Raw genomic sequence first — 19,999 nt, 5'->3', positions numbered from 1 at the left:
TTCCCGGAAGTGGGACGCCAAGTTTGGTGACAGTGTTTTAAAACAGTGTTATGGTTTGTTCATGGAAGGACCGATCAAACTCTTCACCGTCATCGCCCTCGTTTCGCTGCCGACGGTGATGTACGGCGGTTACGCCCTGATGGGTGTCCTGCGCGACAAGAAGCTGACCGAACACCAGCGCGGGATGTTCCGCGCCGGCCACGCGCACGCCGGCGTCCTGCTGGTCCTCGCGCTGGTCGCGCTGCAGATCCTCGGGCAGACCGGGCTCCCGGACACCGCGCGATGGATCGTCTGCTTCCTGCTGCTGTTCGGCGTGCTCGCCCAGTCCGGCGGCTTCTTCCTGCACCTGGCGCCGGGCAAGGGCAAGCTCGGCGGGCGGGTCACCGGCGCCGGGGCGGTCCTGCTCGGGGCGGCGATCCTGACCACCGCGTACGGCGTCGCCTTCCCCTGACAAAACCGCTGGAATCGGCTCGTTAAGCTTGTTGACGTGCCTGAATACCTGCCGACAGCCCCCGCCAAGGGGACCCGCGACTTCCTGCCCGCCGAGATGTCCGTCCGGACGCAGGTGTTCGGCCATCTCTACGACGTGCTCGAACTGCGGGGTTTCCTCCGCTACGACGGGCCGATCCTCGAACCGGCCGAGATCTACGAGCGGAAGTCCGGGCAGGAGATCGCCGACCAGCAGCTGTACACGCTGACCACCAAGGGCGGCGAGCGGCTGGCGCTGCGCCCGGAGATGACGCCGTCGGTCGCCAGGATGATCGCGGGCAACGCCAAATCGCTGCAGTTCCCGGTGCGCTGGTACAGCCACCCGAACTGCCACCGCTACGAGCGGCCGCAGCGCGGGCGGGTCCGTGAACACTGGCAGATCAACGCGGACATCTTCGGCTCGGACAGCGCGAACTGCGAGATCGAGATCTTCGAGCTGGTCCACGACATGATGAGCGCGCTCGGGGCGACCCCGGACATGTTCCAGGTGCGGGCCAACGACCGGAACCTGCTCTCCTCGGCGCTCACCGACATCGTCGGCGTGACCGCGGAGCAGTTGCCGCAGGTGTTCACCCTGGTGGACCGCTGGGAGAAGTCGGACCGCACGAAGCTGAGCGACACCGCGACCGAGATCGGGTTGACCGACAAGCAGTTCGAGAAGCTGACCGAGACCCTGTCCTCGGGCGCGGCCCTGCTCGACGAACTGCCGGAGCAGGTCAAGGAGAACTCGAACCTGGTCAAGGTGCTGAACAGCGGCGCAGCGGAGCTCATCACGTTCGATCCGATGATCGTGCGCGGGCTCGCGTACTACACGTCGACCGTGTTCGAGGTCTTCGACACCTCGCCGGAGAACCGTCGCGCCCTCTTCGGCGGTGGCCGGTACAGCGACCTGGCGTCGTTGTTCACGTCGCAGCAGATCCCCGGGATCGGCTTCGGCATGGGCGACGTCACGCTGATCGACTTCCTCGACACGCACGGCCTCACCCCGAAGCCGCGCAGCGAGGTCGACGTCGTCGTGATCCCGGTGACCGAAGAGCTCACCGACGCCTCGCGCGAGGTCGCGGGACGGCTCCGCAAGGCCGGTCTGCGCACGTCCACGCCCGTCGAACTCCGCAAGCTGGGCAAGGAGCTCACCCGGGCGGACAAGGCCGGGGCGCAGGCCGTCGTGATCGTGGGTCAGGAGGACTGGGACGCCGGGAACGTGACGGTGCGCGGTCTCGCGACCCGCGAACAGCAGACCGTGGCCCTCGACGGCGTGGTCGACGCGGTCAACTCCTCGCTTTGACAAACGAAAAAAGCCGGCGCCCTTCCGGGGCGCCGGCTTTTTTCGTGTTCAGCGGGACAACGTCCGCATGGACGCTTCGGGGTACCGCTCCCCCGCGACCGCGTCGGCCGGGACCGCCGCCTCGATCGCGGCGACGTCCTCGGCCGTCAGCTTCAGGCCGACGGACGCGACGTTCTCTTCGAGGTACTTGCGACGCTTGGTGCCCGGGATAGGCACGACGTCGTCGCCCTGCGCCTGCACCCAGGCGAGCGCGAGCTGTCCGGCGGTGACACCCTTCTGCTCGGCCAGCGCGCGCAGCGCCTCGACGATCGCCAGGTTCCGCTCCAGGTTGCCTTCGGCGAACCGCGGCTGGGTCGTCTGACGGAAGTCGCCGTCCGCGAAGTCCTCTTTGGACTTGAAGCGACCGGTGAGGAAACCACGGCCCAGCGGGGAATACGGCACCAGCCCGATGCCGAGTTCGCGGCAGACCGGGACGACCTCGTCCTCGATGTCGCGCGACCACAGCGACCATTCCGTCTGCACGGCCGTCACCGGATGCACGGCGTGCGCCCGCCGGATCGTCTCCGGACCGGCCTCGGACAACCCGATGTGCCGGATCTTCCCCTGCTCGACCAGTGAGGACAGCGCACCCGCGGTCTCCTCGATCGGCACCTCCGGGTCGACGCGGTGCTGGTAGTAGAGGTCGATGTGGTCGACGTCCAGCCTGCGCAGCGAAGCCTCGACCTGTTGGCGCACATAGAATTCGTCACCGCGGATGCCACGCTTCGAGGGGTCCGCCTCGTCGCGCACGATGCCGAACTTGGTCGCCAGCACGACCTGGTCGCGCTTGCCGGCGAGGGCGCGGCCGACCAGTTCCTCGTTGCGGCCGAAGCCGTACATGTCGGCGGTGTCGATCAGGGTGACACCCAGTTCGATCGCGCGGTGGATCGTCGCGATGGATTCGGTGTCGTCACCTTGGCCGTAGAACTCGCTCATGCCCATGCAGCCGAGCCCTTGCGCGCCGACTTCCAGCGTGCCGAGCCCGCGGGTGGGCAGGGTGGAACCCGTCATGATTTCTTCTCGCACTTCTCTCGGGTTATTTGCCGGCCGCGCGGGCGAGCCGCTCCGGGTAACGCTCACCGGCGATCGCCTCGACGGGCGCGGCCTTTTCGATGGCTTCGATGTCCACTTCGGACAGTTCCAGGTCCGCGGCGGCGGTGTTCTCTTCGAGGTACTTGCGGCGCTTGGTGCCCGGGATCGGCACGACGTCGTCGCCCTGCGCCTGCACCCAGGCGAGCGCGAGCTGTCCGGCGGTGACGCCCTTCTGCTCGGCCAGCGCGCGCAGCGCCTCGACGATGGCCATGTTGCGCTCGAAGTTGCCCTCGGCGAACCGGGGCAGTCCGCGGCGCATGTCGTCCTCCGGAAGGTCCTTCACCGACGTCACGCTGCCGGTGAGGAAACCGCGGCCGAGCGGCGAGAACGGCACGATGCCGACGCCCAGCTCACGCGCGGTCGAAAGGATCTCGCCCTCGATGCCGCGCGTCCACAGCGACCACTCGCTCTGCAGCGCGGTCACGGGGTGGACGGCGTGTGCGCGACGGATGGTCTCGGCGCTGGCCTCGGAGATCCCGGCGAAGCGGATCTTGCCTTCCTGGACCAGCTCCGCGAGCGCGCCCCAGGTCTCCTCGACCGGCGTGTCCGGGTCGACGCGGTGCTGGTAGTAGAGGTCGATGTGGTCGACGTTCAACCGGCGAAGGGACTCTTCGCAGCTCTGCTTGACGTACGCCGCGTCGCCGCGGGCGGACATCCCGCCGTCCTTGTCCCAGACGATGCCGAACTTGGTCGCCAGCACGACCTGGTCCCGTTTGCCCGCGATCGCGCGGCCGACCAGCTCCTCGTTCGCTCCCGCGCCGTAGACGTTCGCGGTGTCGAGCAGGGTCACGCCCAGTTCGAGGGCGCGGTGGACGGTGGCGATCGACTCCGTGTCGTCGTCGCGGACACCGTAGGCCTGGCTCATCCCCATGCAGCCGAGCCCCTGGGCCCCGACTTCCAGACCGCCGAGCCTCCTGGTGCTGATCACGCTGAAATTCCCTCCACGGTGGCTCCGGTGCCGAGCACCTTGCGCTCCACCTGGTCGTAGTGGTCGATCTTGTAGTCGAGGATGTCGAGGCAGGCCTGCAGTTCGGCGATCCTCTCGGCGACGGAGGCGCGCTGGTCGACGAGGATCGACTTGCGCCGCCCCGCGCTCGCCGCCCCGTGGTGACGCAGGGAGGCGTACTCCCGCATCCGCTTGATGGGCATGCCGGTCAGGCGCAGTTTGGTCAGGAACCCCAGCCATCCGAGGTCGTCGTCGGTGTAGGCGCGCCGTCCCGCGGCGTCCCGCGCCGGGGGCTCGACGAGTTTGATGCGCTCGTAGTACCGGAGAGTGTCGATGGACAGTCCGCTACGTCGCGCGGCTTCCGCTATCGAGTAGCTCATGTGAACGACACTACGACCTGGAGTGCGCTCCAGGTCAACTCCGAATCCGAGCGATTGATAACAGCGTTGCGTTACGCTGGGCTCATGCCCCGCCCCAGGACGCACGACGAGAACCTCCGGCTGAAACTGCTGGACCGCGCCGGTGAGCTCATCTCGGCCGACGGCCCGAAGGCGCTCAGCCTCCGCAAACTGGCCGCCGACGTCGGCACGTCCACCACCGCGGTCTACTCGCTCTTCGGCGGGAAGACGGATCTCGTGAGCGCGCTCTTCACCGAGGGCTTCCGCCGATTCGGACGGCGGATGGCGGGAGTCACGCTGAGCGGTGACCCGGTCGAGGACCTGGTGCGGCTGGGCGTCGCGTACCGGGAAAGCGCGCTGGCCGACCCGCACCTCTACGCGATCATGTTCACGAAATCCGTGCCGGGTTTCGAGCCGGCGGACGAAACGGCGGGCCAGGCGCGCGCCACGATGGCGCCGCTCGAGGAGACGATCCGCAAGGCCGTCGCCGACGGCGCCTTCCTCGACGTGCCGCCCGAGGTCATCGCCGTGAGCTGCTGGGGCATCGTGCACGGGCTCGTGTCGCTGGAGCTGAACGGGAACCTGCCGGACGAGTTCACCGTGAGCGCGGCTTACGAGGCCGCGCTGCGGGCGAACGCCTCGGGCTGGCTGCGTCGCGTTTAGCCGGCTAAACGCGATCCGCCGGCGGCACCCAAGTACATGAAGGCCCCCATCCTTGCGCCTAGCTCCGTGAAGGCCCCCTTCATGTACTTCCGGATCGCGTTTAGCCTGCTAAACGCGATCCGGCGGCGGGACCTGCTGCGGCATGCCGTGAAGGCCTCCTTCCCTACTTTCAGGGTAGGCAAGGAGGCCTTCACTACCTCGGCGGTCGGGTGCGAATCGCGTTTAGCCTGCTAACGCGCTCTGCCGGCGCCATCCCCAGCCGACGCGCGTGAAGGATCGCGTTTAGCGGGCTGAACGCGATCAGTAGAGCGGCAGCGTGCCCTGGTGCAGGATCGCCCCCGCCGCGTCCAGGACGGTGATCCCCACCCGCGCGTTCTCGTAGTCCCGGCTGACGCCGTCCGGCATCCAGGCCCCGAAGGTCCCGGCCCCGACCACCGCGTCGACGGTCTTGCCGGTCCCGAAGTCGAGCTTCACGGCGGCCGCGGCCTCGGGCACGACCCCCAGGTACGCATTCAGAGGCTTGTCGCCCGTCCTGCCGACCGTTTCGGTCCGCAACGCGTACACCGGTCCCGCGGGCTTCGGCTGGTCGTACATGATCCGGTAGTACTCGGTCTTCCCGTCGCCGTACCCGAGCCCTCCCTGGCATACGGTGACCATCCCACCGAGACGGGCGACGACGACCCCGACGTCCTCGCCTTCGAGGAACGCGCCCAGCTCATAGGCGTCCCTGTCGGCCAGCACCTCGGACGCCCTCTCCACGCAGACGTTGAAGAACTCACCCGCCGGTGTGGCCCGGTCGGGCACCGGGAACACCGGCTTGTCGAGCTCCGTCGCGGCCGGCTCCGGCGCGGGACGCAGAGGGTACGGCGCGTGGTACCCGGGGGGTCGGGATTGCTCTCCGGGCGTCGGTCCGACGGCGTAGGTGGTCCGTGAAGGCTTCATCGGCGCGAGGTGCACGAACAGGTTCCCCGGCCGGAAGACCGGAATGTCCCTTGTGGACAACGACGCCCCGTTCTGCCCCGTCATTTCCACCTTCGGCCATGCGGGATCGGCGATGCCCGCGACGGTCCCCGCCGGGGTCATCAGCAGGGCAGCGGTTCCCGTGCCCGGCAGGTAGAGCGGAGCGGCGTCCGGGTCGGACACGGTCGCCGTCATCAGCGTGGTCTCGCAGAAGAACGGTTTGCCGCGTGCCACCACCGCGACGACGGTGACCGACGGTGAAACGGCGGTGAACCGCGGGATCCATTCGTTCCGGCCGGGGAAGCCCGCCTTCGACTCGACGACGGCCCAGCACCGGTCCATCGCCATCACGGCCTTCGGCCAGTCGAGGGAGAAGTCAGGGTTCGCGACGACGGGCCCCTGCTCGTCCGGCTCCCGGATGACCACGGTCGCGACCAGCGCACCCGCGAGCACCAGGACGACGGCGGCGGCCGCGGCGACGATCGGCCAGCGCCGCCGCGCGGGTTTTCCCATTCCCTCCCGCAGTGTCATCCGCAGGTTGTCCAGCACTTCCGGAGGGAGTTCACGCCTGCCCGGCAGGCCGAGGTCGTCGGTCATTTCTCCTCCAGGGCGGCCCGCAGCTGGGCGCGGGCCCGCGAGATGTGGGCGCGAACGGTCACCTCGGCGACGCCGAGCAGTTCGGCGGCGTCCGGCACGGAGAGATCGCCGAGCAGGCAGAGTTCGACGGCTTGTCGTTGCGACTTCGGCAGTTTCGCGACCAAGGCGAGCACTTGCCGGAGACGGTCTTCGCCGTCGAGCTGATCGACGACGGTGTCGGCGTGGTCGGACACCGACCGCGGTTCCGGCAGCCGCCGGACGAGCCGCAGCCGCCGCCCGACGCTGCGGTGTTCAGTGCGCGCGAGGTTGCCCACGACGGTGTACAGCCAGGGCAGCGCGCTGTCGCGGATGAGCGTGATGTCCGCCCTGCGCCGCCAGGCGGTGAGAAAGGCCGCGGACGTCAGGTCTTCGGCCGACGCCCACGACCCCGTCAGCCGGTAGGCGTGGTTCCACACCGACTGGACATGCCGTTCGAACAGCTCGGTGAAGGCCTCGTGATCACCGCCCGCGGCCGTCCGCCACAGCTCCGTGTCGCTCCTGTCGGAAGGAGGTTCGCGTGAGTCCACCGGTACCCCCACCGTTCCGGTCACTGTTCTGGTCACACCTGTCAGTGACCGGCGACGGCGGAGATGTTGCGAATCGCGTTCAGCCCGCTAAACGCGATCCGGGGTCAGACGGCGCCGTACTGCCGGTCCCCCGCGTCCCCGAGGCCCGGAACGATGAACCCGGAATCGTTCAGCCGCTCGTCGATGCTCGCGGTCACCACCCGCAGCGGCAGCCCGGTCTTCTCCAGATGCTCGATGCCCTCGGGCGCCGCCAGCGCGCAGATCGCCGTGACGTCGGTGGCGCCGCGGTCGGTGAGCAGCCGGATCGTGTACTCCATCGACCCACCGGTCGCCAGCATCGGGTCGAGCACCATCACCGGCCGGTCGGCGAGCGATTCGGGCAGCGATTCGAGGTACGGCGTCGGCTTGAGCGTCTCCTCGTCGCGGGCGAGGCCGACGAAACCCATCTGGGCGTCGGGGATCAGCTTGTGCGCCTGATCCGCCATCCCGAGCCCGGCCCGCAGCACCGGCACGAGCAGCGGCGGGCTCGCCAGCGCGTAGCCGTCGGTGCGCGCCACCGGCGTGTGGATCCGCTCGATCCGCACCGGCATGTCGCGCGTGGCTTCGTAGACCAGCATGACGGTCAGTTCGTGCAGCGCCGCGCGGAAGGCGGCGCTGTCGGTGCGCGCGTCGCGCATGGTGGAGAGCCTGGCCTTGGCCAGCGGGTGATCAACGACGTGCACATCCATGCCGGTCAATTTAGCCGTTCACGCCTGCCGCGCGAACCAGCCGACCCAGCGGCGCTGCCAGGGCGTCTCCACCGAACGCTTGTCGTGGTTGGCTCGCGCCCAGGCCACGGCTTCGTCTGCGCTCAGCCCGGAAAGGGTGGCGAGGCAGGACAGCACCGTGCCGGTCCGCCCGACTCCGCCGTAGCAGGCGACCTCGACCCCTTCACCCTTCGCCGCCCGCTCGTGCAGGTCGACGATGCGCCGCCGCGCGTCCGCCCAGTCCGTCGGCAGGAGGAAGTCGGGCCAGCGGATCCACGCCCGCTCCCAGTCCATTTTGTGATCGTGTTTCCGGCGCAGCTTCGCGCCGCCCAAATACAGTCCGAAATCCGGCGAGGGCCCGTCCGGCCAGGGACGCCCCAGGCCCCGTCCGCGCACCTTGATCCCGTCCGGCAGCTCGACGGCGCCGGGTAGTGAGTTCCCCATCTCCGGAGGATGCCACTGTCGACCATAAGATGGACGCTTGGCCCTCCCGGCGGCGCTAGGCTCCTCCACGTGAGTGAAGAACCGGCCCTGCCGGGCCCCGAACAGATGCGCATCTCCGACGCCGATCGCGAGCAGGTCGCGCAGGTGCTGCACGCGGCGATGTCCGAAGGGCGCATCACCATCAACGAGCTGGAAGAGCGGCTCACCACCGTGTACGCGGCCAAGACCGTCGGCGACCTCAAGCCGGTCACCGCGGATCTGCCGCAGCAGTCACGGTCGGCGATCGAGCCGGCGACCTCGCGCGCGCTCGGCCTGCCCGACGACCGCATCGGCGGGCATCCGGGCTCCGGCGCCTCGATCGCCGTCATGTCCGGCGCGTCGCGCAAGGGCAGCTGGGTCGTCCCGCCGCAGCACAACAGTTTCGCGTTCTGGGGCGGTGCCGAACTCGATCTGCGGCACGCGCGGTTCGCCGAGAAGCATTCGACGATCACCGCGGTCGCGATCATGGGCGGGATCGACATCATCGTGCCCGACGACATCAACGTGGACGTCACCGGAATCGGCTTCATGGGCGCGTTCGAACTGGAAGACCGTGCCGGGACGCCCCCGGCACCGCCGACGGCGCCCACCGTGAAGGTCACCGGCCTGGCATTCTGGGGTGGGGTCGTCGTGAAGCGGAAGCCACGCAAGAAGGACGTGCCTGGAATCGAAGGCTGAACACAATCTGGGGGGGGATTCATCCGATGCGCCGAACCGTCGTCGCGATCGCTTGTGCCGCACTGCTTTCCGCCACCGCCTTCCCGGCGGTGGCCGCCGAGGAGGTTGATCCGCGCCAGACCGCGATGGACGCGGCGGTCGCCGCGGGCATCCCCGGCATGGTCGCCGTCTCCGACGAATTCCGCGGTGTCAGCGGCGTCGCGGACATCGAGCGTCCCGGCAAGCCCGACGCGTCGGGCCGCTGGCGGATCGCGAGTGTGTCCAAGGTGTTCGTCGCGACGCTGGTCCTGCAGCTCGTGGCGGAGAAGCGTGTCGGGCTCGACGAGCCCGTCCAGCGTTATCTGCCCGGATTGCTGCCGTATCCGGAGCCGATCACCGTCCGCCAGCTGCTGCAGCACACCAGCGGCCTCCCGCGTGACCTGGCCCCGGAGGACACCTGGGCGTCCGGTCCGGAGGTCGACACCGAACGCTTCGAGCACTTCGACAGCGACGACCAGATCCGCCTGAGCGTCACGAAGCAGCCGCTGCAGTTCAAACCCGGGACGAGCTGGGCGTACTCGAACACCGGCTACAACGTCCTCGGCCTGCTGGTCGAGAAGACCACGCGCAAACCGCTGGAACGCGCGCTCGCCGAGCGGATCACCGGGCCGCTGCACCTGCGCGACACCTCGCTGCCCCGCGACTTCCCGTTCCTGATCCGCCCGGCCGCCCGCGGCTACGAGCAGCTGTACGACGCGCCGCGCGGCCTCACCGACGTCACCACCTACAACTACTCGCGCTACTTCGGCGCGGGCGGCATGGTGTCTTCGGGCAAGGACCTCAACCGCTTCTTCGAGGCGCTGTTCGGTGGCCGCCTGCTGCCCGCGGAGCAGCTGAAGCAGATGAAGACGACGGTCCCGGCGGGCGGCATGGAGTACGGCCTCGGCCTGATGAAGCTGAACCTCAAGACCGCGGGCGCCTGCGCGGACGACCACGTCGTCTGGGGTCACGGCGGCGACCTGCCGGGCTTCAACACCCTGAGCTTCCACGACGACTCCGGCAAGGACATCTCCACGCTGGCCACCGTCGACCTCACCGCGTCGCCGGACGCCGCGCTCAAGCGCCAGCTGCCCATGATCAGCGAGTTCTGCACCCCGGTGGTGCCCTCGACCAGGGCCGTCGCCCAGGCCCCGGTGCCCAGCCTGTAGGCCGCTTACACTCACCCGTATGACAGCTACGACCAGCTCGTCAGCGGCGACGGCCACCCCGTCGCCGCTGGCGGACGCGACTCGCGACGAGGCGAGCCTGCGCCGGTTCCTGCACGGGCTGCCTGGTGTCGACCAGGTCGGCGTCGAGCAGCGGGCGGCGGGACTCGGCACGCGCAGCATCAAGAAGGCCGCCAAGCTCTGGGCGATCGACACCGCCATCTCGATGGTCGACCTGACGACCCTCGAAGGCGCCGACACCCAGGGCAAGGTCCGCGCGCTCGCCGCCAAGGCCAAGCGGCCGGACCCGGAACGGCCGGACACCCCGCAGGTCGCGGCCGTCTGCGTGTACCCAGACATGGTCGAGACGGCTGTCGAGGCACTTCGCGGCACCGGCATCCACGTCGCGAGTGTGGCCACCGGCTTCCCGGCCGGCCGCACGAGCCGCGAGATCAAGCTGGCCGACACCAAGATCGCCGTGGACGCCGGCGCCGCCGAGATCGACATGGTGATCGACCGCGGCGCGTTCCTGGAAGGCCGCTACCTGGAGGTCTTCGAGGAGATCCAGGCCATCAAGGCCGCCTGTGGCAGCGCTCACCTCAAGGTCATCCTCGAAACCGGCGAGCTCGCGACCTACGACAACGTCCGCCGCGCCTCCTGGCTCGCGCTGCTGGCGGGCGGCGACTTCATCAAGACCTCCACCGGCAAGGTCTCGCCCGCCGCGACGCTGCCGGTCACCCACGTGATGCTGCAGGCCGTCCGCGACTGGTTCGTCCAGACCGGTGAACTGCGCGGCGTCAAACCGGCCGGTGGCATCCGGACGACCAAGGACGCGATCAAGTACCTGGTCGCGGTGCACGAGGTCGCCGGCGAGCAGTGGCTGAACCCGGATCTCTTCCGGTTCGGGGCGTCCAGCCTGCTCAACGACCTCCTGCTGCAGCGCCGCACCCAGGCCGACGGCCACTACAGCGGTCCCGACTACGTGACGGTGGACTGATCCATGGGCATCTTCGAGTACGCGCCCGCGCCCGAATCGCGCGACCTCGCGAACCTCAAGTCGCATTACCGGCCGTTCGTGAACGGCGAATTCGTCGACGGCTCGGGTGAGCCGCTCAAGTCGATCAACCCGGCCACCGAAGAGGTGCTCGCCGAGGTCGGCACCGCGTCGGTGTCCGATGTGGACACCGCGGTGAAGGCCGCGCGCAAGGCGTACAACAATGTCTGGTCGAAAATGCCGGGCTCCGAACGCGCCAAGTACCTGTTCCGCATCGCGCGCCTGATCCAGGAACGGTCGCGGGAACTGGCCGTGCTGGAAAGTCTCGACAACGGCAAGCCGATCAAGGAATCGCGTGATTCCGACGTGCCGACGGCCGCCGCGCACTTCTTCTATCACGCGGGCTGGGCGGACAAGCTCGATTACGCGGGCTATGGCCCGAACCCGAAGCCGCTCGGCGTCGCGGGCCAGGTCATCCCGTGGAACTTCCCGCTGCTGATGCTGGCGTGGAAGATCGCGCCCGCGCTGGCCACCGGCAACACCGTGGTGCTCAAGCCCGCGGAGACCACACCGCTGACCGCGCTCGTGTTCGCGGAGATCTGCCAGCAGGCCGAACTCCCGCCCGGCGTGGTCAACATCCTGCCCGGCGCCGGGGACATCGGCGCCGCGCTGGTCGGCCACGGCGACGTGAACAAGGTCGCCTTCACCGGCTCGACCGAGGTCGGCAAGGCCATCCAGCGCCAGATCGCGGGTACCGCGAAGAAGCTGACGCTGGAGCTCGGCGGCAAGGCGGCGAACGTCGTCTTCGATGACGCCCCGCTGGACCAGGCCGTCGAGGGGATCGTCAACGGGATCTTCTTCAACCAGGGTCACGTCTGCTGCGCGGGCTCGCGACTGCTGGTGCAGGAGTCGATCGCCGAGGAACTGCTCGAAAAGCTGCGCTACCGCGTTTCGACGCTGCGGCTGGGCGACCCGCTAGACAAGAACACCGACATCGGCGCGATCAACTCCGCCGAGCAGCTCGCGAAGATCAAGGGGCTCGTGGAGTCCGGCGACGCCGAGGGCGCGCAGCGCTGGACCAGCCCGTGCCCGGTGCCGGAACGCGGTTTCTTCTTCGCTCCCACGGTGTTCTCCGACGTCCAGCAGTCGATGCGCATCGCCCGCGAGGAGATCTTCGGTCCGGTGCTTTCGGTGCTGACCTTCCGCACGCCGGACGAGGCCGTCACCAAGGCGAACAACACGCCGTACGGGCTCTCCGCCGGAATCTGGACCGAAAAGGGCTCGCGCATCCTCTGGATGGCGAACCAGCTCCGCGCCGGCGTCGTCTGGGCCAACACGTTCAACCGCTTCGATCCCGCCGCGCCGTTCGGCGGCTACCAGGAGTCGGGTTTCGGCCGCGAAGGCGGACGCACCGGACTGGAGGCTTACCTCGATGTCTGACCGTATTTCGGTGGCGAAAACCTACAAGCTCTACATCGGCGGCAAGTTCCCACGTTCGGAGTCGGGCCGGGTGTACCCGGTCACCGACACCAAGGGCAAATTCCTGGCGAACGCCTCGCACGCGTCGCGCAAGGACGTCCGTGACGCGGTTTCGGCCGCCCGCAAGGCTTTCGGCGGCTGGTCGGCGGCGACCGCCTACAACCGCGGCCAGGTGCTGTACCGGGTGGCGGAGATGCTGGAAGGCCGCCGCGAACAGTTCGTCGCGGAGGTCTCCGCGTCCGAAGGCGTCGCGGCGAAGAAGGCTCAGTCCATTGTGGACGCTTCGATCGACCGCTGGGTCTGGTACGCGGGCTGGACGGACAAGATCGCGACCGTGCTCGGCGCGGCCAACCCCGTCGCGGGCCCGTACTTCTCCTTCACCGTGCCCGAGCCGACCGGTGTCGTGGGCGTGCTCGCGCCGCAGCAGTCGTCGTTGCTGGGGCTGGTGAGCGTGCTCGCCCCGGTGCTGGCGACCGGCTCGACCGCGGTGGTCGTCTCCAGCGCGGACCGGCCGCTGCCCGCGATCACGCTTTCGGAGGTCCTGGCGACTTCCGACCTGCCCGGCGGCGTCGCGAACATCCTGACCGGCCGCGCGTCGGAGCTGGGCCCGTGGCTCGCGTCGCACGGCGACGTCAACGCCCTCGACCCGACCGGCGCGGAGCCGTCCGCGCGGGCGGATCTGGCGCGTGAGGCCGCGAGCACCGTGAAGCGGGTCCTGACCGTCCCGGACGCCGAGCCGGACTGGACCGCCGACGCCGACATCGCGCGGCTGCGGCGGTACCTGGAGGCGAAGACCGTCTGGCACCCGCTGGGTGTCTAAGCCGGTCCGTTTTCCACAGTTGGACACCTGACCGCGCGGGCAAATGTCAGGAAAGGGTCGTTCAGGACGTTTTATGTCCTGAACGACCCTTTCCTGACATCCGGGACTTCACAGACTCACGGATCGAGATCGGCCCCGGTCAGCACCCGGCCCGGCAACGGCTCGTTCGAGCCCACGGCCCGCAAACCGTCGATCATGATCCCGATGCACCGCCGCGTCGCCATCCGCGCGACCTCCTCGCCCTTACCGGGCATCTGCCGCAGCAGCGTCGCGAACAGGATCGCGACGTCACCGGTGGCGACGTCCGTCCGGAGCCTGCCCTCCGCCTGCGCGCCCTGGACGAACGAGTCCATCACCAGGAGCAATTCGTCGCGCAGGGCCTTGATCGCGGGGTCGCTCTTCAGGATCGCCAGCGCCCGCGGCGACACCATCGCGAGCTGAATGCTCAGCTGCAGTTCCATCGACTGGTGCAGGAGCCGGATCAGCGCCTCCCAGTCCGAGGACTCCTGGTCCTTCGCGGCCTTCGCGTCCCTGAGAACCCGGTCGAAGTTGTCGACGGCGACCGCCCGGATCAGCGCGTCCCGATCCGGGAAGCGACGGTAAAGGGTGCCGACTCCGACGCCCGCCGAGCGCGCGATCTCCTCCATCGGGACCTCGGCGCCCTGGGCGGCGAAGATGACTCTCGCGGCGGCCAGGATCTGATCCCGGTTCCGGCGCGCGTCGGCACGCAAGCGGGTCTCGGGGTCGGCTGTCATGGTCCTCGCCTCTCGAAGGTCCTTCAGGGCCGTGATTCTCGCACGTAAGGGCGTGCCCTTCACGCCTCCCGGGAAACCACCCCTTCGCGAGTGGACGACCTGTCTCCACTTGAGTACCTTGGGTGCATAAGCGGAATGAAACCATCCGCATACGTTTTGGGGCTCGCTGTCCGATATCGCCCGAACCCACCCGACATTCTGGGGAAGGACAACCCGATGACCGACGTCGAGGAAACCACCGCGACCTTGCCGCTGGCGCGTAAATGCCCGTTTTCGCCGCCTCCCGAATACGAGACGCTTCGCGAGAAAAGTCCGATTTCCCGGGTCGGTCTCCCGTCCGGGCAAACGGCTTGGGCACTCACCCGGCTCGAAGACATCCGCGAAATGCTGAGCAGCCCGCATTTCAGCTCCGACCGGCGTAACCCGTCGTTCCCGCTGATGGTGGCACGCCCGGTCCGCCCGGAGGACGACTCGTTCCGCCCGTCCCTCATCGGGATGGATCCGCCGGAGCACAGCCAGGCCCGGCGCGACGTCGTCGGCGAATTCACGGTCAAACGCATGAAGGCGTTGCAGCCGCGGATCCAGCAGATCGTCGACGACCATATCGACGCCCTCCTCGCCGGCCCCAAACCCGCCGACCTGGTCCAGGCGCTTTCCCTGCCGGTTCCGTCGCTGGTGATCTGCGAACTGCTCGGCGTTCCCTACGCGGACCACGATTTCTTCCAGTCGTGCAGTTCCCGCATGCTCAACCGGGAGGTCAGCGCCGAAGAACGGCAGACGGCGTTCGAGGGCCTTCGGAACTATCTCGACGACCTCGTCACCAAGAAGGAAGCGAACGCCACCGAGGACGACCTCCTCGGCCGTCAGATCCTGAAGCAGCGTGAATCGGGCGAGGCCGACCACGGCGAACTCGTCGGTTTGGCGTTCCTGCTGCTCATCGCCGGCCACGAGACCACGGCGAACATGATCTCGCTCGGCACGGTGACCCTGCTGGAGAACCCGGATCAGCTGGCGAAGATCAAGGCGGATCCGGACAAGACCCTCGCCGCGATCGAGGAACTCCTGCGGGTCTTCACCATCGCGGAGACGGCGACCTCACGTTTCGCCACGGCGGACGTCGAGATCGGCGGCACGCTCATCCGCGCGGGTGAAGGCGTCGTCGGCCTGAGCAACGCGGGCAACCACGATCCGGCGGGCTTCGAGAACCCGGACGCCTTCGACATCGAACGGGGCGCGCGGCATCACGTCGCCTTCGGATTCGGTGTGCACCAATGTCTCGGGCAGAACTTGGCGAGGTTGGAACTCCAGATCGTGTTCGATACGTTGTTCCGGCGAGTGCCGGGCATCCGGATCGCCGTACCGGTCGACGAACTGCCGTTCAAGCACGATTCGACGATCTACGGCCTCCACGCCCTGCCGGTCACCTGGTAGGAGGAGCCATGAAGATCATCGCGGACACCGGGAAATGCGTCGGTGCGGGCCAGTGCGTGCTCACCGATCCCGATCTGTTCGACCAGAACGAGGACGACGGGACGGTCCTGCTGCTGAACGCCGAGCCCGAGGGCGAAGAGGCGGAGGAGAACGCGCGCACCGCCGTGCACATCTGTCCGGGGCAGGCCTTGTCGCTCGCGTGAGGCGTGGGGGTCGTGAGTGATTTGGGTCGTTCTAACGACCCAAATCACTCACGACCACCTGTACCGACGCCTTACTTGACCGCGCCCATCGACAGGCCCCGCACCAGGTGGTTCTGCGCGATCCAGCCGACGATCATCACCGGCAGCGACGCGAGCAGCGCGGCGGCGGAAAGCTGCGCCCAGTACAGGCCTTCGCTGGTGATGAAGCCGACCAGGAACACCGGCACCGTCCCGGCCCGCGCGGCGGTGAGGTTGACCGAATAGAAGAACTCGGTCCACGAGAAGATCACGCAGATCAGCGCGGTCGCGGCCACCCCGGGCGCGACCACCGGCATGATGATCTTCCGCAGCAGCACCGGCAGCGTCGCCCCGTCGATCCGGCCGGCCTCGATCATCTCGTGCGGCACCTCCAGGAAGAACGACCGCATCATCCAGATGGCCAGCGGCAGGTTCATCGAGGTGTACAGGATGATCAGCGCCCACACGTTGTCCAGCAGCTGGGTGTTCTGCGAGATCACGTAAAGCGGGATGATCGCCGCCACGATCGGCAGCATCTTCGTCGACAGGAAGAAGCCGAGCGCGTTGCTCGTCCCCTTCACCGGCGCCAGCGACAGCGCGTACGCCGCCGGGATTCCCAGCAGCAGCACGAAAAGCGTCGACACCACGGTCACGAACGCCGAGTTCGACAGGTACGGCAGGAATCCGCGTTCGAGCACGCCCGCGAACTGGTCCAGCGTCGGGGTGAAGACCAGGCGTGGCGGATCGGTGTAGGCGTCGGCCTCCTGCTTGAAGGCCGTCAGGATCATCCACAGCAGCGGGAACACGAACAGGATCGCGATCACCCAGGTCGCGACCGTCAGCGCGCCGGGGCCGAAACGGCTTTTCATTTCGCGCCTCCCTGTACCGAGAACGTGCGGAACATCAGCCGCAGCGCGAAGGTCGCGACGATCATCGTCAGGATCACGACGATCACGCCCATCGCGGACGACTGCCCGATGTCGAACCCTTGGAACGCCCGCTGGTAGATGTAGAACGGCAGGTTCGTGCTGGCCGTCCCCGGGCCGCCTTGGGTCATCAGGAAGATCGCGTCGAAGCTGTTCACGATGTAGATCGCGCCCAGCAACGTCGCCAGCTGCAGGAACCGGCTCAGATGCGGCAGCGTGATCGCGGTGAACGTCCGCCAGCGGCCGGCGCCGTCGACCGACGCGGCCTCCAGCACGTCCTTCGGCTGGCTCTGCAGCCCGGCCAGGATCAGCAGCATCATGAACGGCGTCCACTGCCAGACGACCTGCGCCATCACGGCGGCCAGCGGGAACTCCGAAAGCCAGTCGACGTCGGTGCCGAACACGAAGTGCAGCAACCCGTACGTTGGGTCGAACATCGTCGTCTTCCACAGCAGCGCGCCCGCCGCGGGCAGGATGAGGAACGGCGTGATCAGCAGGGTCCGGACCACCCCGCGGCCGAGGAACTTGCGGTCCAGCAGGATCGCCAGCCCCAGGCCGAGCAGCAGCGAGAAGAACACGCACACCACCGTGAGCACGACGGTGTTCAGCAGCGCACCGAGGAACGTCGAGTCGGCGAAGACGTCGATGTAGTTCCGCAGCCCCACGAAATGCCGCGACCCCGGCCGCACCAGGTTCCACGACTGGAACGAGTAGAACACCGTCAGCACGAACGGCAACTGCGTCACGGCGACGACGAACAGCAGCGCGGGCAGCAGCGGCAGCCGTCGTTTGAACGGAGTATCGGTGCCGCGTTTCGGAGCCACCTTCTTCGCATGGGCGGGCTCTGGGCGAGCAGGGGCGGAGATCGTGGCCATCACTGCACCTCCTGATACGACTTGCCGACGGTCTGCGCGTACTCCTGCGACTGCTCGAGCGCTTCGTCCACGGTGATCTGGCCCGCGATCGCCGCCGAAAGCTGCTGGCTCACCCGCGTGCCGAGATCCTGGAACTCGGGGATGCCGACGAACTGGATGCCGGGATAGGGCACCGGATTCGCCATCGCCTTGCGCTGGTCGGCGTCCGCGATACCGTCCAGCGTCGGCTGCGCGTAGGCCTTGGCGGCCTCGCGGTACTGCGGGATGTCGTAGGTCGATTTCCGCACGCCCGGCGGGACACGGTTCCAGTCGCCGAACTCCTTCGCGACCCGCTGCACGTAAGCCTTGTCGGTCATCCAGGACATGAACTTGAAAGCGGCTTCCTTGTCCTTGGCGACCTTCGGGATCGCCAAAGCCCAGGTATAGAGCCAGCCGCTCGCCTGCGTCTTCTCCACCGGCGCCGGGGCGTAGCCGGACTTCCCGACGACCTTGCTGGCCGACGGGTCCTCGTTGGTGCCCGCCATGACCGTGGCGTCGTACCACATCGCGGCCTGGCCCTGGGTGTACCGCGTGCCGCATTCGGAGAAGCCCGCGCTCGACGCGCCGACCTCGCCGTGGTTCCGCACGAGGTTCACGTAGAACTCGGCGGCCGCCTTGAACTCGGGGCTGGTCAGCTTCGCGTTCCAGTCCTTGTCGAACCACTGCGCGCCGAAGGTGTTGGCGACCGTGGTGAACGGCGCGAGGCTCTCACCCCAGCCGGGCTTGCCGCGCAGGCAGATCCCGGCGATGCCCTTGGCCTTGTCGTCCAGTTTCGCGGCGTACTCGGCGATCTGGGTCCACGTCGGCTTGGCGGGCATGGTGATCCCGGCCTGCTCGAACAGATCCTTCCGGTAGGCCAGGAACGACGACTCGCCGTAGAACGGCACCGCGTACATGGACCCGTTGTGCGACAAAGATTCCTTGATGCTCGGGATGAAGTCGTCTGCGTCGTAGGACGGATTCGCCGCGATATGCGGGCCGAGGTCTTCGAGCCAGCCGTTCGCGGCCCATTGCGGCGCCTCGTAGTTGCTGATCATGACGACGTCGAATTCGCCGCCCTCGGTGGCCGTCGACGCGGTGATCTTCGCGCGTGCCTGGTTCTCCGGCAGCGACACGAATTTGAGGCTGACGCCGGGATTCGCCTTCTCGAACTCGCCGGAAAGCTCGATGGCGTCCTTCATCTGCGGGTTCGCGACGATCGCGACGACGAGCGTCCGGTCACCGGTGCCGAGCGCGCCCGCACCGGCGCATCCGGTGAGGGTCAGCAGGAGTACCGCGAGCAGAGCGGCCGCTTTACGCACCTTCGCCTCCCGGTACGACCTGCACCTTCAAGCCGGCGCCGCTGCGCATGAGGGCGAGGGCGTCGGGGTACTGCTCCAGCGGAAGGGTGTCGGTGAGCAGCGCGGCGGTGTCGACGGCGCCGTCGGCGACCAGGTCGAGCGCGGCGCCGAAGCTGTTCATGACGGCCATCGAGCCGACGACGGTGATCTCGTCGTTGTAGATCCGGAACGGCGAAAGCGCGACGCGTGCTTCGGCGGGCGCGACCCCGAAGACCAGCAGACGGCCTCCGCGTTGAAGCGAGTCGAAAGCGGCTTCGATGGCGGGCGCGGCGCCGGTGCAGTCCGCGGCGGCGTCGAACTTCTCGTCGTCCAGGTCTTTCACGTCACCCGCGACCGCGGCCGCGCCGAGGTCCATGGCCCGGCCGAGGCGGGCGGTGTTGCGGTCGACCACCGTGACGTGGGCGCCCGCGCGCTGCAGCAACTGCTGCATGATCAGCCCCATCGTGCCCGCGCCGACGACGAGGAACCGCTCACCCGCCTCGACCCCGATCCGGCGCACGCCGTGCACCGCGCAGGAGACCGGTTCGACGAGGGCGCCCTGTTCCCACGTCATCGTGTCCGGCATGCGGTAGCAGTTCGCGGAGGGAACGGCTACGTACTCGGCGAAAGCGCCGTCGACGGTGTCGCCGGTCGCGTTCCAGTTCTCGCAGAGGTTGCCGCGGCCGGACCGGCAAGGCTTGCAGTAGCCGCAGAACAGCGACGGATCGACGGCCACCCGGTCGCCGATCTTCCAGCCACCCGGCACGTCCGCGCCGAGTTCGACGATCTCGCCGGCGAATTCGTGGCCGGGGACGATCGGATAGGGCGTCGGCGGGAAATGCCCGTCGGCGATGTGGAGGTCGGTCCCGCAGATCCCGCAGGCACCCACCTTGACGACGACCTGGCGATCCCCCGGTTTCGGATCGGGCACCTCGCCGACCCTGATCTCCCCGGGCTTGTCCACGATCGCGGCACGCATGCCAGCTCCTCTTCTCTCCGCTCAAATGAGCGGGC

The 19,999-nt window shown here is 68.2% G+C and carries 22 protein-coding genes; 10 read left to right on the top strand and 12 right to left on the bottom strand.

The annotated features are described in order from the left end of the window. Positions 1 to 61 precede the first annotated feature (61 nt). Both DMC64_RS05395 and hisS read left to right on the top strand, forming a co-directional pair. Positions 62 to 451 (top strand): hypothetical protein, encoded by a 390-nt coding sequence (locus DMC64_RS05395; RefSeq protein ID WP_073847440.1) that lies wholly within the window; start codon positions 62 to 64, stop codon positions 449 to 451. Positions 452 to 487: 36 nt separating this feature from the next. Next, positions 488 to 1,774, top strand: a complete 1,287-nt coding sequence (gene hisS, locus DMC64_RS05390; protein ID WP_125732369.1) for a histidine--tRNA ligase — start codon at positions 488 to 490, stop codon at positions 1,772 to 1,774. Positions 1,775 to 1,822: 48 nt separating this feature from the next. Here the strand turns inward: hisS and DMC64_RS05385 are convergent, their stop codons facing one another. The 3 genes from DMC64_RS05385 to DMC64_RS05375 are packed head-to-tail and all read right to left on the bottom strand — an operon-like array spanning position 1,823 to position 4,231. Continuing rightward, positions 1,823 to 2,824: an aldo/keto reductase gene (locus tag DMC64_RS05385; RefSeq protein ID WP_125732367.1), complete on the bottom strand. Its 1,002-nt coding sequence runs from the start codon at positions 2,822 to 2,824 to the stop codon at positions 1,823 to 1,825. A 25-nt stretch (positions 2,825 to 2,849) separates the two neighbouring features. Then, positions 2,850 to 3,833, bottom strand: a complete 984-nt coding sequence (locus tag DMC64_RS05380; RefSeq protein ID WP_199754883.1) for an aldo/keto reductase — start codon at positions 3,831 to 3,833, stop codon at positions 2,850 to 2,852. Continuing rightward, positions 3,830 to 4,231 (bottom strand): MerR family transcriptional regulator, encoded by a 402-nt coding sequence (locus DMC64_RS05375; RefSeq protein WP_037332376.1) that lies wholly within the window; start codon positions 4,229 to 4,231, stop codon positions 3,830 to 3,832. Before DMC64_RS05375 ends, DMC64_RS05380 begins: the two co-directional genes overlap by 4 nt. A gap of 84 nt (positions 4,232 to 4,315) precedes the next feature. Here DMC64_RS05375 and DMC64_RS05370 point away from each other — a divergent pair, with 84 nt between their 5' ends. Continuing rightward, entirely contained in the window at positions 4,316 to 4,912 is a 597-nt protein-coding gene (locus DMC64_RS05370) for a TetR/AcrR family transcriptional regulator (RefSeq protein ID WP_037332377.1), read from the top strand. Between the two features lie 300 nt (positions 4,913 to 5,212). Here DMC64_RS05370 and DMC64_RS05365 read toward each other — a convergent pair whose 3' ends face one another. The 4 genes from DMC64_RS05365 to DMC64_RS05350 all read right to left on the bottom strand — a co-directional run bounded on the left by DMC64_RS05365 (position 5,213) and on the right by DMC64_RS05350 (position 8,225). Beyond that, the gene (locus tag DMC64_RS05365) at positions 5,213 to 6,469 is read right to left on the bottom strand and encodes a hypothetical protein (protein ID WP_125732365.1); all 1,257 of its coding nucleotides are present in this window, start codon (positions 6,467 to 6,469) and stop codon (positions 5,213 to 5,215) included. After that, the gene (locus DMC64_RS05360) at positions 6,466 to 7,059 is read right to left on the bottom strand and encodes an RNA polymerase sigma factor (RefSeq protein ID WP_125732893.1); all 594 of its coding nucleotides are present in this window, start codon (positions 7,057 to 7,059) and stop codon (positions 6,466 to 6,468) included. Before DMC64_RS05360 ends, DMC64_RS05365 begins: the two co-directional genes overlap by 4 nt. A gap of 80 nt (positions 7,060 to 7,139) precedes the next feature. Beyond that, positions 7,140 to 7,763: a uracil phosphoribosyltransferase gene (gene upp, locus DMC64_RS05355; RefSeq protein WP_037332384.1), complete on the bottom strand. Its 624-nt coding sequence runs from the start codon at positions 7,761 to 7,763 to the stop codon at positions 7,140 to 7,142. Between the two features lie 18 nt (positions 7,764 to 7,781). Next, positions 7,782 to 8,225: a protein-tyrosine phosphatase family protein gene (locus DMC64_RS05350; RefSeq protein WP_125732363.1), complete on the bottom strand. Its 444-nt coding sequence runs from the start codon at positions 8,223 to 8,225 to the stop codon at positions 7,782 to 7,784. Between the two features lie 105 nt (positions 8,226 to 8,330). Between DMC64_RS05350 and DMC64_RS05345 the strand changes: the two genes are divergently transcribed. The 5 genes from DMC64_RS05345 to DMC64_RS05325 are packed head-to-tail and all read left to right on the top strand — an operon-like array spanning position 8,331 to position 13,419. Beyond that, positions 8,331 to 8,942 carry a DUF1707 domain-containing protein gene (locus tag DMC64_RS05345; protein ID WP_125732891.1) on the top strand — a complete coding sequence of 204 codons (612 nt, stop codon included), beginning with the start codon at positions 8,331 to 8,333 and terminating at the stop codon, positions 8,940 to 8,942. A gap of 26 nt (positions 8,943 to 8,968) precedes the next feature. Further along, positions 8,969 to 10,129, top strand: coding sequence for a serine hydrolase (locus DMC64_RS05340; protein WP_125732361.1), 1,161 nt, complete (start codon positions 8,969 to 8,971; stop codon positions 10,127 to 10,129). 19 nt (positions 10,130 to 10,148) lie between these two features. Beyond that, the gene (gene deoC, locus DMC64_RS05335; protein ID WP_016331285.1) at positions 10,149 to 11,123 is read left to right on the top strand and encodes a deoxyribose-phosphate aldolase; all 975 of its coding nucleotides are present in this window, start codon (positions 10,149 to 10,151) and stop codon (positions 11,121 to 11,123) included. Positions 11,124 to 11,126: 3 nt separating this feature from the next. Next, positions 11,127 to 12,560 carry an aldehyde dehydrogenase family protein gene (locus DMC64_RS05330; protein WP_125732359.1) on the top strand — a complete coding sequence of 478 codons (1,434 nt, stop codon included), beginning with the start codon at positions 11,127 to 11,129 and terminating at the stop codon, positions 12,558 to 12,560. After that, positions 12,553 to 13,419 (top strand): aldehyde dehydrogenase family protein, encoded by an 867-nt coding sequence (locus DMC64_RS05325; RefSeq protein ID WP_125732357.1) that lies wholly within the window; start codon positions 12,553 to 12,555, stop codon positions 13,417 to 13,419. The genes DMC64_RS05330 and DMC64_RS05325 overlap by 8 nt, the downstream gene beginning before the upstream one ends. 116 nt (positions 13,420 to 13,535) lie before the next feature. Here DMC64_RS05325 and DMC64_RS05320 read toward each other — a convergent pair whose 3' ends face one another. Further along, entirely contained in the window at positions 13,536 to 14,174 is a 639-nt protein-coding gene (locus tag DMC64_RS05320; protein ID WP_037332398.1) for a TetR/AcrR family transcriptional regulator, read from the bottom strand. 216 nt (positions 14,175 to 14,390) lie between these two features. Here DMC64_RS05320 and DMC64_RS05315 point away from each other — a divergent pair, with 216 nt between their 5' ends. Both DMC64_RS05315 and DMC64_RS05310 read left to right on the top strand, forming a co-directional pair. Next, on the top strand, positions 14,391 to 15,605 hold the full coding sequence (locus DMC64_RS05315) for a cytochrome P450 (protein ID WP_125732355.1): 1,215 nt from the start codon (positions 14,391 to 14,393) through the stop codon (positions 15,603 to 15,605). An 8-nt stretch (positions 15,606 to 15,613) separates the two neighbouring features. Beyond that, positions 15,614 to 15,808, top strand: coding sequence for a ferredoxin (locus tag DMC64_RS05310; protein WP_037332400.1), 195 nt, complete (start codon positions 15,614 to 15,616; stop codon positions 15,806 to 15,808). 71 nt (positions 15,809 to 15,879) lie between these two features. Here the strand turns inward: DMC64_RS05310 and DMC64_RS05305 are convergent, their stop codons facing one another. The 4 genes from DMC64_RS05305 to DMC64_RS05290 are packed head-to-tail and all read right to left on the bottom strand — an operon-like array spanning position 15,880 to position 19,964. Then, positions 15,880 to 16,695 (bottom strand): carbohydrate ABC transporter permease, encoded by an 816-nt coding sequence (locus DMC64_RS05305; RefSeq protein ID WP_125732353.1) that lies wholly within the window; start codon positions 16,693 to 16,695, stop codon positions 15,880 to 15,882. Then, positions 16,692 to 17,627 (bottom strand): carbohydrate ABC transporter permease, encoded by a 936-nt coding sequence (locus DMC64_RS05300; RefSeq protein ID WP_125732351.1) that lies wholly within the window; start codon positions 17,625 to 17,627, stop codon positions 16,692 to 16,694. The genes DMC64_RS05305 and DMC64_RS05300 overlap by 4 nt, the downstream gene beginning before the upstream one ends. Next, on the bottom strand, positions 17,627 to 18,967 hold the full coding sequence (locus DMC64_RS05295; RefSeq protein ID WP_125732349.1) for a sugar ABC transporter substrate-binding protein: 1,341 nt from the start codon (positions 18,965 to 18,967) through the stop codon (positions 17,627 to 17,629). Before DMC64_RS05295 ends, DMC64_RS05300 begins: the two co-directional genes overlap by 1 nt. Continuing rightward, positions 18,960 to 19,964, bottom strand: coding sequence for a zinc-dependent alcohol dehydrogenase family protein (locus DMC64_RS05290; RefSeq protein ID WP_125732347.1), 1,005 nt, complete (start codon positions 19,962 to 19,964; stop codon positions 18,960 to 18,962). Before DMC64_RS05290 ends, DMC64_RS05295 begins: the two co-directional genes overlap by 8 nt. Between the last annotated feature and the right edge of the window lie 35 nt (positions 19,965 to 19,999).

Source organism: Amycolatopsis sp. WAC 04197 (assembly GCF_003947475.1).
Taxonomy (GTDB): Bacteria; Actinomycetota; Actinomycetes; order Mycobacteriales; family Pseudonocardiaceae; genus Amycolatopsis; species Amycolatopsis japonica.
Note: the sequence above shows the minus strand (reverse complement) of the source record. Positions and strands in the feature narration are given on the sequence as shown.